The sequence below is a fragment of the Streptomyces hygroscopicus genome (assembly GCF_026168105.1).
Taxonomy (GTDB): Bacteria; Actinomycetota; Actinomycetes; order Streptomycetales; family Streptomycetaceae; genus Streptomyces; species Streptomyces hygroscopicus_D.
Map to the genome: position 1 here is coordinate 63190 of NZ_LBMW01000018.1, position 12455 is coordinate 75644.

Genomic DNA, 12455 nt, shown 5'->3' on the forward strand with positions numbered 1-12455 from the left:
CGTCGCGAGCGAGCTGGTAGGGGCCGGAGTGGCACTGGGCTCGGTTGCGTTGACCCTCCAGCGTCGGGCGCCGGGACTTCTGGCGGGGCGCGCTCGGGGCGCTCAGCGGCTGCCGTCCAGGATGACCCGCGCGACCAGCGCCGGATCGTCGTTCATCGGGACGTGGCCGCAGCCGGGCAGCCGCACCAGCCTGGCCTTGGGGATGATCTGCTTGGCGCGGACGCCCTGACGGCGCATCAGGATCATGTCCCGGGTGCCCCAGGCCACGGTGACGGGCAGCCCGGGCACGTCCTCGGTGAACTGGACCGACGTTCCGGCCCGGAGGGTGTCGGCGAACCCCTCGGCACGGGCCAGCGCGAGGGTCTCGGCGACGACGGCCTCGGGCGAACGGCGGGCGGGACGGGCGTAGATGGTGCTCGTCAGCATCGCGCGCCCGGCCGCCGTGCGGGACAGCCGCTCCACCACCGGCAGCGGCATGGTCTGCGCGCCCTGCCGCATCGCGGTGAGGACCGTGAAAGCGTACCGTCGCTCGAACGGGGACCAGAACCCGGCGGGCGACAGCGCGGTGACGGACCGTACGAGCTTCCCGCGGCCCAGCTCCAGAGCCAGCAGACCGCCCAGTGAGTTGCCCGCCACATGCGGGCGGTCGATCTCCAGCGCCTCGCACAGCGAGCCGAGCGCGGGCACCACGGTCGACAGGTCGTAGGCGAGTCCGTCGGGCAGGGCCGGGGACGCGCCGAAGCCGGGGAGGTCGACCGCGATCACGTCCCGCTCTGCCGCCAGGATGTGCACGACCGGGTCCCAGGCCTGCCGGTGGTGGCCTATGCCGTGCAACAGCAGGAGCGGTTCGCCGGAGCCCACGCGCGCGTAGGAGACGGTCACGGTCCGCGGGCCGTGCGGAGAGGGAACGCTGAAGGAGACCGTGGCGGCCATGGTGCTTGCTCCTCGTCTGGGACACGTTGACGGACGGTGTTGTAGACAGCTTGTCAGCAATTGCTACCCGCGGGTAGCCCCCGGTCGTTGCGAACCACGCGCGCGTACGCACCGATCGGCACCGCGAGCCGTCGGCGGTCCGCGGCAATTGTGCTCCGCACGACAGCGGTTGCGCCTGGACACGGCAGAGCGTGTCGGATGGGATGGGGCCGTGACACGCGACACCGCGACCGAGGTTTTCGAAGCGCACCGCCCCGTCCTGATGGGCGTCGCCTACCGCATGCTCGGCCGGGTCGCCGACGCCGAGGACGTGGTCCAGGAGGCCTGGCTGCGCTGGTCCGGTGCCGACCGTGACGCCGTACGCGAGCCGCGCGGCTACCTCGTGCGCATCACCACCCGGCTGGCCGTCGACCGGCTGCGCCGGGCGCAGACGCGCAAAGAGGCGTACGTGGGTCCGTGGCTGCCGGAGCCGTACGTCACCGACTTCGGTGACACCGTGCCGGACGCGGCGGAGCGGGCCGTGCTTGCAGACTCCGTCTCGCTAGCCGTTCTTGTCGTCCTGGAGTCCCTGTCGCCGCTGGAGCGGGCGGTGTTCGTCCTCCGCGAGGCCTTCGGGTATCCGTTCGCGGAGATCGCCGCCACCCTGGACCGCAGCGAGGCCGCGGTGCGCCAGCTCGCCGGACGGGCCCGCAGGCACGTCGAGGAACGACGGCCGCGCTACGAGGTCGACCCGGCCCAGCGCCGTGATCTGACCGAGCGGTTTCTGGCCGCGTCGGCGGAGGGCGACCTCGAAGGCCTGATGGCACTGCTCGCACCGGACGTCCGGCTCGTCGGCGACAGCGGCGGGCGTGCCAAGGCGCCGTTGCGGATCCTCGAGACCGCCGAAAAGGTCGGACGCTTCATCCTGGGTGTGGCGGGCAAGGGCATCCCGGACCCGTCGTTCCGCTTCCTGGAACTCAACGGCGGTCCGGCCCTGTTGATCCTCTCCGGCGGCAAGCCCGACAGCGTCCTCCAACTGGACGTCGCGGAAGGGCGCATTCAATACGTCTACATCGTGCGCAACCCGCAGAAGCTGGCGTCCTTGCCGGTCGGCTGGGCGGGCGGTGCCCGGGTGGAGGGTTGCCACCGGAACGAGAAGCCTGGGCGTCGATCGCCCAGTGGGTCAGAAGCGGCGGAGGGCCGAGGTGGTCTTGCCCGTGCGTTCACGCAGGAGCACTCGCAGGGTGTTGGCGTGCTCGTAGCCGACCTTCCGGGAGATGGTCTCCAGCGGCAGGTCGGTGGTGCGCAGCAGATGAGCGGCCCGTTCGACCCTCAGGTCCTGGATGAAGCGGATGGGTGAGGTTCCAAGGACGCGCTGCACCGTGCGTTGGAGCGTCCGTTCGCTGACGCCCAGGGACCTGGCGGCCTCCGGGACGCTGATCGGCTCGGCCAGACGTTCACGGGCCCAGCGTTCGAAGGCCGCGACGGTCGGATCCCTCTGCGCCAGGGCGCTCGGGATGGTGTAGGCGGACTGCGACGGACGTTCGTCCACGACCAAGTAGCGCGCGACCAGGTCGGCCAGAGCGGGACTGCTCGCCCGTACGATCGCCAGGGCGAGATCGACATGCCCGAACGCCGCGCCCGCGGTGGTGACTTCGCCCGAGGCGATGACCATCTTGCTCTGATCGAGCTGGACCGTGGGGTATCTGGCGCGGAACACCGGTGCCAGCCACCAGCTCGTGGTGGCGCGGAGACCGTGCAGAACCCCCGCCTCGGCCAGCAGGAACGTGCCGGTGCATGCCGAGGCGACCGGGATGCCGTGCTCACGCGCTTGGGCGATCAGGTTGCGGACGGGGAGCGACTGGTCCCCGCCGACATGGTCGAGGAGTGCTGCGGGTCGGCGCTCGGCCAGGGCGGGGACGATCAGCAGATCCGCTGTCCCGACGTGTGCGACGGGCCGTGCGGTCACGATGTGCCCCGCTCCGGTTCGCACCTGAGGGCGGAATCCGACCGTCGTCACGTTCCAAGCCGGCGGTTCGGAGATCTCCTCGCCCATTGCGTTCGCGCCGTCGAGCACGTCGAGGATGGCCGCGAGCCCGGAGTCGAACACTCCGTCGTAGACGAGAATCGCTACTTGCATGACGGAAACACTATCAATGGAGTCGTTTCTGCCACTGATGTGATCACTCGGCGGCGACATAGGTTCGCTGCATGCCGGAAGCCCGGCAGTTACAAGACGAGGAGTGACCACGATGAAGATCGGTCTGTTGGCGCGCATCGAAGCCAAGGCGGAGTACGCCGACCAGGTGGAGGCGATGCTGCGCGATGCGGTGGAGCTGGCCGAGGAGGAGCAGCACACGGTCACCTGGTTCGCGTTCCGTCAGGATGCCACCACCTTCGGGGTCTTCGACACCTTCAACGACGAGCAGGGGCGGGAGAGTCACCTCCGAGGCCGGATCGCAGCGGCGCTCATGGGCGCGGCGGAAACCATGCTCGGCTCGGCCCCGGTCATCACCCCGGTGGACCTGCTGGCGTTCAAGGTCTCCTGACCGCTTCGGCGCACGGAGTCGGCACGTATGAGGGGCGCCGGCCCCCTCGCGGTGGGCCGGGTCGTATCTCGCGGCGGGTCGAGCCGGGGTATCGGCCCACCCGCCGTCCGTGAACGGACGCTTCGCCGCCGTCTCCTGCACGTCGCCCCCCACGAACACCGTGTGAACGCTCTGCGGCACCACGTCTGTGCGGTCAGTAAGGGGCCGAGGATTGGTCTTGACCAAGGGTGGGGGTCGCCCTATGGTCGCAGAGAAGTGCAACAACCTTTAATAAACAAGGGCGCTGAAACGCCGCCGGGCCCACGGCGATTGCGGAGGACAGGGTGGGGACCACGCAGCTGGAATCGGTGCCTGAGCCTAAGTACTGGCACCTCAAGACCGTGCTCACGGAAGCTCTCGACTCCGAGTTCTCCGTGGGCGAGATCCTGCCCAACGAACGGGATCTCGCCGCCCGCTTCGGCGTCGCCCGTGCCACGCTCCGTCAGGCCCTCGAGCAGCTCGAACTGGAAGGCCGACTGCAGCGCCGCCGTGGTGTCGGCACCACCGTCGCCCCGCCGCGCGTGGGCGTGGCCGTGGGCTCCGAGCAGCACACCTGGCCGGGCGCGCCCGGCGATGCCTGGCAGCCCGTGGACTGTACGGCGGCGGTCCCGCCAGCCGCCGTGGCCGGCTTCCTGGACGCCGCACAGGACGAACAAGTGCACACCGTGCGCCGCTCCCGCGTGACGCACGGCCAGCCCGTCGCCGCCGAGCTTCTCTACATCCCCGAATCCTCGGCACCCGACCTCTCCGCGATCGACGCGCCCTCGGGCGCGGCACGCGCGCGTGCGGTGCTGCGCGAGCTGCAGCGCCTGGGGCTGGAGGGCCGGGAGCAGGCCGTCGAGCTGGGCTCGGCGAGCGCCGAGGACGCCAAGGAACTCGACCGGCTGCCCGGCGCGCCCGTCCTCGTCGTCACCACCCGTTTCTTCGCCGAGGGACGCACCGCGGCCGTATCCGTAGCGACGTACCGCGCCGACACCTGCCGTCTTACCTTCGGCGACTCCGGCGGCGTCGAGATCCACCACGACCCGGAGCGCCGCGCCTCCTGACCCCTCCGACGGCGGCGCCCAACGCCACGGTCACGCCATGGCCACGCCACGGGCCGCCTGCCACCGACGAGAGCCTCATCCGTCGCGCCCCGGCCAACCGGGGCGCGCGACACCTTTGCTCCCGGCTGTACCCCGGTCGCGGGGGTGCTTCCTTCGCCCGCATGCGCTGATCCTTCGCCATGTGCCCGCGTTCAGCGCCGCGCCGTCACCGTGCCCTCCACCGCGAACAGTTGCTCTTCCACATGGTCCAGCGCCAGCCGCAGCGCCCCCGTCGCCACCGCGGCCTCGCCCAGCCGTGACAGGGTCACCCTCGGGGGGCGCAGACAGTAGCGGGCCAGCTCCTGGCGCAGCGGGTCCAGCACCCCGTCCAGGCCAGTCGCCCAGCCGCCGATGACGACGAGTTCCGGGTCGAGGGCCAGGACGAGGGCCGCCACGTCGTGCACGAGCCGCTGGATGAACCGGTCCACGGCGGCGCGGGCGCGCTGGTCGCCCTGGCGGGCGAGCGCGAACACATCGGCGACCTGCTGCTCGTCCAGCGGCTGCAGCGGCTCGTCCGTGGTGGACAGCAGCGCCTCCGGGGCCGCCCCACGGCCCAGCAGATGCAGTGCGCCGATCTCCCCGGCCGCCCCGCCGTAGCCGCGGTGCAGCCGTCCGCCGATCAGTGCACCGGCGCCGGGGCTCAGCCCGGCCAGTACGAAGACGACGTCGTCGGACTCGCCGGCGGCGCCCTTCCAGTGCTCGGCCACGGCCGCCGCATTGGCATCGTTCTCGACAAGCACCGGGCATTTGAAGGAGCGGCTGAGCCGTTCGCCCAGATTCAAACCGGTCCACTCGGGCAAGGCCGTACCCAGGCGCACGGTGCCGTCCGCCTCCACGATCCCGGGGCTGCCCACACCGACGGCGCGCAACGAGCCCCGGGCCACGCCCGCCCGGCGCAGCAATTCGGCGACCGTGCTCCGCAGCCGCTCCAGACGCTCGTCGGCCGACGCCGTCTCGGAGACGTCCTTGGACAGGGTGCCCAGTTCCCTGCCGTCGAGGTCCGCCAGAAGTGCGGTCACCCGGTGCGCGCCGACGTCCAGGCCGAGCAGATGGCCCGCTTCAGCCCGGAACCGGAACCTCCGTGCCGGCCGGCCCTGGCGCCGGGCAGCCCCCTCCTCGGCCGCCTGCTCCACCACGAGCCCGGCCTCGATCAGCCCCTCGACCACGCCCTCGACGGTCGGCCGGGACAACCCCGTCACCCGGGTGATCTCGGTGAGGGTCGCGCAGTCCGTGGCACGCAGCGCATGCAGCACCACCGCCGAGTTGATCCTTCGAAGCAGAGAGGGGTCCCCGCCGGTCAGCCGCCCCAACGTCCGTCCTCCCAGCTCGTGCGCGTGTTGGGCGGATCGTACTCGGCGCCGCGCACACCCGCGAGGGCCGGGCACCACCCGAGCTGCGCGCGGACGCGTGGCGCCTGAAGCGCCGGGATGCCCGAAGTGCCCGGATGCCCGAGGAGAGCGGAGACCGGAGCCATCAGCGGCTGGTGTCCCGGTCCGGAGATCCGGGCGCGGTAGCGGCAGATATGTTCGATGTTCGGGCGGGCCCCGGGCCGGTATCCCGCCGTTGTGTGAAGTCGGCCGCCTGCGGTCACTCTGCGTGGATATCCGGCCGGACCTCCACGATGATGTCCGCGTCCGCCGCGTCGCCCTCCGCATCGCGCCAGAGGAAGACCCGCACGTGCTTCGCCCGCGGCTGGCCGCGCATCCTCCACTCGGTCATCAGATCGGCCACCACGAGGGCGACGGCGTACTGGGCGCCCTCGCTGGAATCGGCGGCGGTGATCGCACCCTGCCACCGTTCGGGGTCGCTGCCGTAGGGGCGCCATCCTTCCGAGCCGTGCGGCTCGAACACCCGGTAGACCCAGTCCGTCTCGGTGCCCATGACACCGATCCTGTCACCTTTCGAGCGGCCCCTGCGCAGGCGGGCGACGAGGGCGTCGGTCGGAGATCACCTTCACCTTCGAGCCCGGGCAAGCTGTGCACGTTCGTCGCCAAGGGCATCGGTTGGGGCTGCGCCGGCCGCCACGGCGCCCACCGCGAACCCCGACAACCCTGCCCCCGGGGAGGCTGGACGGCGGCGTTCGGCCTGTGCGCAAGCAGCGCACGATCAGCAGCCTGGGCGACATGATCCGGCGCTCGCGGCAGGCGGACAGCGACTCGGCCGCAACTACCGGCGCGGCCTCGGCGACGTGGCCCCCCGCGGCGGCAGCAACCGCGGGCCGTCACCGACCACGTCCGGCACCGGACGTTCGCGGGCGGCCTCCGGTTCCGCCGGGATGAACCCGCTCAGAGGATCGCCCCCGGGGTGTAGCCGGCGGCCTCCGGGTGCTGCTTCACGAGCTCCTCGATGCGGCCCACGACGGCGGCGACCTGCTCGGCCGCGGCGCCCGTGAAGGACAGCTTGTCCGCCATCAGCGCGTCCAGCTGGGCGCGGTCCAGCGGGATGCGCTCGTCGGCGGCCAGCTTGTCCAGCAGCTCGTTGCGCTCCGCACCCTGCTCACGCATGGCGAGGGCGCAGGCCACGGCGTTCTCCTTGATCGCCTCGTGCGCGACCTCGCGGCCGACGCCCGCGCGGACCGAGGCCATCAGCACCTTCGTGGTGGCGAGGAACGGCAGGTAGCGGTCCAGCTCACGTGCCACGACCGCCGGGAAGGCACCGAACTCGTCGAGCACCGTCAGGAACGTCTCCAGCAGACCGTCCAGCGCGAAGAACGCGTCCGGCAGGGCGACCCGGCGCACCACCGAGCAGGACACGTCGCCCTCGTTCCACTGGTCGCCCGCCAGCTCGCCGGTCATGGAGGCGTAGCCGCGCAGGACGACCATCAGACCGTTGACGCGTTCGCAGGAGCGGGTGTTCATCTTGTGCGGCATCGCGGAGGAGCCGACCTGCCCGGGCTTGAAGCCCTCGGTCACCAGCTCGTGCCCGGCCATCAGCCGGATCGTCTTCGCCAGCGACGACGGCGCGGCAGCCAGCTGCACCAGTGCGGTGACGACCTCGTAGTCGAGCGAGCGGGGGTACACCTGGCCGACCGAGGTGAAGGCCTGCGCGAAACCCAGGTGCTCGGCGATCCGGCGCTCCAGATCGGCAAGCTTGCGCGCGTCGCCACCGAGCAGGTCGAGCATGTCCTGCGCGGTGCCGACGGGGCCCTTGATGCCGCGCAGCGGGTAGCGGCCGAGCAGTTCCTCCAGGCGGCCGAACGCGACCAGCAGTTCGTCAGCGGCGGTGGCGAAACGCTTGCCGAGGGTGGTGGCCTGGGCGGCGACGTTGTGGGAGCGGCCGGCCATGACCAGTTCGCCGTACTCGGCCGCGAGCTTGCCGAGGCGCGCCAGCACGGCCACCGTGCGGTCGCGCATCAGCGCCAGCGAGAGCCGGATCTGCAACTGCTCGACGTTCTCGGTGAGGTCGCGGGAGGTCATGCCCTTGTGCACGTGCTCGTGCCCGGCGAGATCGTTGAACTCCTCGATCCGCGCCTTCACATCGTGCCGTGTGACCTTCTCGCGCTCGGCGATCGAGGCGTGGTCGACCTGGTCGAGGACGCGCTCGTAGTCGGCGATCGCCTCGTCCGGCACCTCGATCCCGAGATCCTTCTGGGCCCGCAGCACCGCGAGCCAGAGCTGTCGCTCCAGCCTCACCTTCTGCTCGGGCGACCAGAGCGTGGCAAGCTCGGCCGAGGCATAGCGTCCGGCCAGGACGTTCGGGATACGGGGCTTCGCGGGCGCAGCAGTCACGTGTACGGATTCTACTGGCGATTCGTGCAGGCCAGCGCCATGGGGCGGTTCGGCGGAACCTACGAGACCGCCGTCACGCAGAACGGCGAGCTCCCTGACGCCAGTCGCCCGATCGGAGAGCGGCGGCCACGGTGGCTACGACCTGTGTCCCGCGCGCTTCGGCCGGTCCGCCACCTCCGCCAGGATGTCCCCGTGGCAGAGCTCGGGCGCGCACCAGCACGCGAGGGTCCTGCCCCGCAGTTCGGGCACCAGGGCCAGCAGATCGGGGCGGTCCCTGAGGTACTCGCGGTACTTGGCCATCACCTGGGCCCGCGTCCCGTCGTGCTTCTTCTTCGGGGTGTCGATCTGGAACGGGTTGTACAGGGGGTGCTGGGGGAGATCCCAGCCGCCTCTGGTCAGGCGGCGGCCGATGTAGACGAGGTCCTCGGGGGCGTGCTCCAGCCGCGGGCCGAACTCGTGCAGGCGGCCCTTCAGATTGATCACCTCGGTGGTCACGCGGGACTCCCTCCGGAGCGTTCCGTACTACTGGGCGACAGGGCCCTCGTAGGGCAGCAGTTCCGGCCGCTTGGCCGGTCGGCCGTCACCCGAGGAGCGGCCGGTCAGCCGCCGTCCTATCCACGGCAGCAGGTGCTGCCGGGTGAAGCGGACGTCCGCGCCCCGACGGGCGAGCCAGTTCGGCGGCGCGGCCGGAGGCAGTGGCGTGCGCCACTCCGTATCCTCCGCCGCGTATCCGAGCGTCTGCCAAACGGCTTCCGCCACCCGGTGGTGTCCCGCGGCCGTGAGGTGGAGGCGGTCGACGTCCCAAAGGCGCGGGTCGGTGAGCGAGGGCGCTCCGTACAGGTCGACCACGACCGCGCCGTGCTGCTCGGCGAGCTCGTCGACGCAGGCGAACAGCTCCTCCATGCGGGCCCGGAACCGTTCCAGGACGGGGCCCTGCCGGCCGGGGCTGCGCATCAGGACGAGCTGCTCGCAGGACGGCGCCAGCCGCTCCACGGCCTGCGTCAGCAGATCCCGTACGCGGCCCATGTCGCACTTGGGTCGAAGCGTGTCGTTGAGACCGCCGACCAGGGTGATGACATCGGGCCGCATCGCGGCGGCGACGTCCACCTGCTCGTCGACGATCTGCCCGATCAGCTTGCCGCGCACGGCGAGGTTGGCATAGCGGAATCCGGGCGTCCGTGCGGCCATCCGGCCCGCCAGGACATCGGCCCAGCCGCGGTAGGAACCGTCGGGCAGCAGGTCCGACATGCCTTCGGTGAAGGAGTCGCCGACCGCGACCAGACTGCTGTATGTGGGATTCGTCTGCATGGCGCCGTTGATGGTATCCCGCCGACATACCCGCCGGTCGGTCGCCCCGCACCCGGCGCCCTCCGGCCGTCGGCGCCTCGTCCCGTACGGCCGGCCGCGGGTACCGCGGCGTTGAACGGGGGCTGGGGCTGCGGGCTCCGGCAGCCGTGAGATCCAGGGCGGGCCGACAGGAGCCGGGGGCTGCCGTGAGCCTGGTGAGGCGAGGGGAGCCCGGCGGTCCGGCGCGCGAACCCGCCACGGCGCTCAGGCCGGGCCGCCAAGGGCAGATCCCTGGGCGGCCGCCGGTCGGCTCGCCGGGAGCAACCACGGCCCGTCGGCATGTCGAAATTGCCGCCCCGGCCCCGCCGCCCCCTCATCACACCGGCTGGCCGAAGAGCTGTCGCAGTACGTCCTCCATGGTCACCAGGCCCGCCAGCCGTCCGTCTTCGCCGAGGACCGCCGCCAGGTGCGTGCGGCTGGCGCGCATCGCGGTGAGCACGTCGTCCAGGGGTGCCTCCTCGCGCACCCGAGGGATGGGGCGCAGGTCCCGCAGCCGGAAGGGCCGGTCCCGCGGCGACGCGTCCAGCGCGTCCTTGACGTGCAGATAGCCGACGATCCTGCGGCCCTCGTCCACGACCGGGAAGCGCGAGAACCCGGACTCGGCGGACAGTTGCTCCAACTCCTCCGGGGTGACGCCCAGGCGCGCGTAGACGACGCGTTCCAGCGGAACCACCACATCGCGCACGGGCCTGCGGCCCAGCTCCAGCGCGTCGTGCAGCCGCTCCTGGGCGCGGTTGTCGATGAGTCCGGCGTCGGTGGAGTCCCTGACGAGCCGCGCCAGCTCGTCGTCCGAGAAGGTGGCCGAGACCTCGTCCCTCGTCTCCACGCGCAACAGTGTGAGCAGCGCGTTCGCGAAGGTGTTCACGGTGAAGATCACCGGTCGCAGCGTCCGGGACAGGCCGACCAGCGGCGGGCCGAGCAGCAGCGCCAGACGCACCGGCTCCGCGAGCGCAATGTTCTTCGGCACCATCTCGCCGAGCAGCATGTGCAGATACGTCGCGAGGGTCAGCGCGATCACGAAGGACACGGCACGGCCGACGCCCTCCGGGATCCCCGCCGCGTGGAACACCGGCTCCAGCAGATGCTCGATCGCGGGTTCGGCGACCACGCCCAGCACCAGCGTGCACAGGGTGATGCCGAGTTGCGCGGCCGCCAGCAGCGCCGACACGTGCTCCAGTCCCCACAGCACGCTGCGCGCCCGGCGGTCGCCCGCCTCGGCGCGTGGCTCGATCTGGCTGCGGCGGACGGAGATCAGCGCGAATTCGGCGCCCACGAAGAAGGCGTTCGCGACGAGCGTCAGCAGACCGATCAGCAACTGGACGACGGTCACCGCTCCCCCTCCTGCCTGGCGGTCGGTGCGTGCATCAGCACGCGCGCGGCCCGGTGTCCCGACGCGTCCACCACGTCGAGGCGCCAGCCGTCGACGGCGACGCTGTCGCCCTTGACCGGTATCCGGCCCAGTTTCGTGGCGACGAGCCCGGCCAGCGTCTCGTACGGGCCGTCGGGCACCCACAGGCCGATGCGCCTGAGCTGGTCGATGCGGGCCGAGCCGTCGGCCGAGTACAGCCTCCGGCCGGCGGTGTCCGTGCCGGCCGGTGCCAGGTCGGGCGTCTCGTGCGGGTCGTGCTCGTCGCGCACCTCGCCGACGACCTCCTCGACGATGTCCTCCAGGGTGGCGACACCGGCTGTGCCGCCGTACTCGTCGATGACGACGGCCATGGTGTTCTTGCCGGAGAGCCGGTCCAGCAGTCTGTCGACGGTGAGCGACGCGGGGACGAAGAGCGGTTCACGCATGATCCGGGTGACCGGGCACTGGGGCCGCTCCTCGGCGGTTACGGCCACGGCGTCCTTGATGTGTGCGACACCGACGACCGAATCGAGGTTGCCGCGGTACACCGGGAAGCGTGACAGACCTGTCGCGCGCGTCGCGTTCGCCACGTCCGCGCAGGTCGCCTGGACGTCGAGAGCGACGACCTGGATACGCGGGGTCATCACGTTCTCCGCGCTCAGGTCGGCGAGGTTGAGGGTCCGTACGAACAACTCGGCGGTGTCGGACTCCAGGGCGCCCTCCTTCGCGGAGTGCCGCGCGAGCGCCACCAGTTCCTGGGGCCCGCGCGCGGAGGCCAGTTCCTCGGCCGGTTCGAATCCGAGGCGGCGCACGATGTGGTTGGCCGTGTTGTTCAGGTGCGTGATGAACGGACGGAAGACGGTGCTGAACCAGCGCAGCGGGGTGGCCACCCGTCTGGCCACCGCGAGCGGCGAGGAGATGGCCCAGTTCTTGGGCACCAGCTCCCCAACCACCATCAGGAACAGGGTCGACAGCCCGGTGCCGATGACCAGTGCCACGGATGTGGACGCGGAAGGCGGTACGCCCAGCGACTGCAACGGGCCCGCGATCAGTTTGGCGATCGACGGTTCGGAGAGCATGCCGACCACCAGGTTGGTGACCGTGATCCCGAGCTGGGCCCCGGACAGCTGGAACGTCAGATTCCGTACGGCCTTGAGGGTGCCCGCCGCCCAGCGTTCGCCCCGCTCCACCGCGCGCTCCAGCTCGCTGCGCTCGACCGTGGTGAGTGAGAACTCCGCCGCGACGAAGACCCCGCACGCGAGCGAGAGCAGGACCGCCACGAGCAGGAGGAGCACTTCGGTCATCGGGTCACCTCCGTCCCATGATCGGCCAGGGACGCGACGACCGCGCGATGTCGGGTACTGGGGGCTCGTCCATCGGCGGACGCTCACACCTTTCCATGGTGGGACGAGTTGACCTCTCGAGGGGACGCCTTGACCCCTCAATG

Annotated in this window: 11 protein-coding genes and 1 pseudogene; 3 read left to right on the forward strand and 9 right to left on the reverse strand. The window is 71.3% G+C overall.

Going from position 1 to position 12455, the window contains the following annotated elements; translation table 11 throughout:
• Nucleotides 1-102: 102 nt before the first annotated feature.
• Nucleotides 103-933, reverse strand: a complete 831-nt coding sequence (locus tag AAW14_RS18885) for an alpha/beta fold hydrolase (RefSeq protein WP_265565044.1) — start codon at nucleotides 931-933, stop codon at nucleotides 103-105.
• A 211-nt stretch (nucleotides 934-1144) separates the two neighbouring features.
• On the opposite strand from AAW14_RS18885, the pseudogene AAW14_RS18890 reads away from it, so the two are divergent.
• Nucleotides 1145-2017: pseudogene (locus tag AAW14_RS18890) on the forward strand (RNA polymerase sigma-70 factor); the annotation flags it as partial.
• Between the two features lie 78 nt (nucleotides 2018-2095).
• On the opposite strand, the gene AAW14_RS18895 reads toward AAW14_RS18890, so the two are convergent.
• Nucleotides 2096-3052 carry a GlxA family transcriptional regulator gene (locus AAW14_RS18895; protein ID WP_265565045.1) on the reverse strand — a complete coding sequence of 319 codons (957 nt, stop codon included), beginning with the start codon at nucleotides 3050-3052 and terminating at the stop codon, nucleotides 2096-2098.
• Between the two features lie 112 nt (nucleotides 3053-3164).
• Between AAW14_RS18895 and AAW14_RS18900 the strand changes: the two genes are divergently transcribed.
• Nucleotides 3165-3461 (forward strand): putative quinol monooxygenase, encoded by a 297-nt coding sequence (locus AAW14_RS18900; RefSeq protein WP_265565046.1) that lies wholly within the window; start codon nucleotides 3165-3167, stop codon nucleotides 3459-3461.
• A gap of 323 nt (nucleotides 3462-3784) precedes the next feature.
• Nucleotides 3785-4546: a GntR family transcriptional regulator gene (locus tag AAW14_RS18905; protein WP_265565047.1), complete on the forward strand. Its 762-nt coding sequence runs from the start codon at nucleotides 3785-3787 to the stop codon at nucleotides 4544-4546.
• 191 nt (nucleotides 4547-4737) lie between these two features.
• On the opposite strand, the gene AAW14_RS18910 is transcribed toward AAW14_RS18905, so the two are convergent.
• From AAW14_RS18910 to AAW14_RS18940, 7 genes are all read right to left on the reverse strand, one after another.
• Nucleotides 4738-5895: an ROK family transcriptional regulator gene (locus tag AAW14_RS18910; protein ID WP_265565048.1), complete on the reverse strand. Its 1158-nt coding sequence runs from the start codon at nucleotides 5893-5895 to the stop codon at nucleotides 4738-4740.
• A 277-nt stretch (nucleotides 5896-6172) separates the two neighbouring features.
• Nucleotides 6173-6466, reverse strand: coding sequence for a hypothetical protein (locus tag AAW14_RS18915; protein WP_265565049.1), 294 nt, complete (start codon nucleotides 6464-6466; stop codon nucleotides 6173-6175).
• 404 nt (nucleotides 6467-6870) lie between these two features.
• A complete protein-coding gene (gene purB, locus AAW14_RS18920) occupies nucleotides 6871-8313 on the reverse strand; it encodes an adenylosuccinate lyase (protein ID WP_265565050.1) in 1443 nt (480 codons plus the stop codon).
• Between the two features lie 135 nt (nucleotides 8314-8448).
• Nucleotides 8449-8808, reverse strand: coding sequence for a DUF4326 domain-containing protein (locus AAW14_RS18925; RefSeq protein WP_265565051.1), 360 nt, complete (start codon nucleotides 8806-8808; stop codon nucleotides 8449-8451).
• A 27-nt stretch (nucleotides 8809-8835) separates the two neighbouring features.
• Complete coding sequence (locus tag AAW14_RS18930) at nucleotides 8836-9621, reverse strand: SGNH/GDSL hydrolase family protein (RefSeq protein ID WP_265565052.1); 786 nt, start codon at nucleotides 9619-9621, stop codon at nucleotides 8836-8838.
• 355 nt (nucleotides 9622-9976) lie between these two features.
• On the reverse strand, nucleotides 9977-10990 hold the full coding sequence (locus AAW14_RS18935) for a hemolysin family protein (RefSeq protein WP_265565053.1): 1014 nt from the start codon (nucleotides 10988-10990) through the stop codon (nucleotides 9977-9979).
• Complete coding sequence (locus tag AAW14_RS18940) at nucleotides 10987-12312, reverse strand: hemolysin family protein (protein ID WP_265565054.1); 1326 nt, start codon at nucleotides 12310-12312, stop codon at nucleotides 10987-10989. The genes AAW14_RS18935 and AAW14_RS18940 overlap by 4 nt, the downstream gene beginning before the upstream one ends.
• Between the last annotated feature and the right edge of the window lie 143 nt (nucleotides 12313-12455).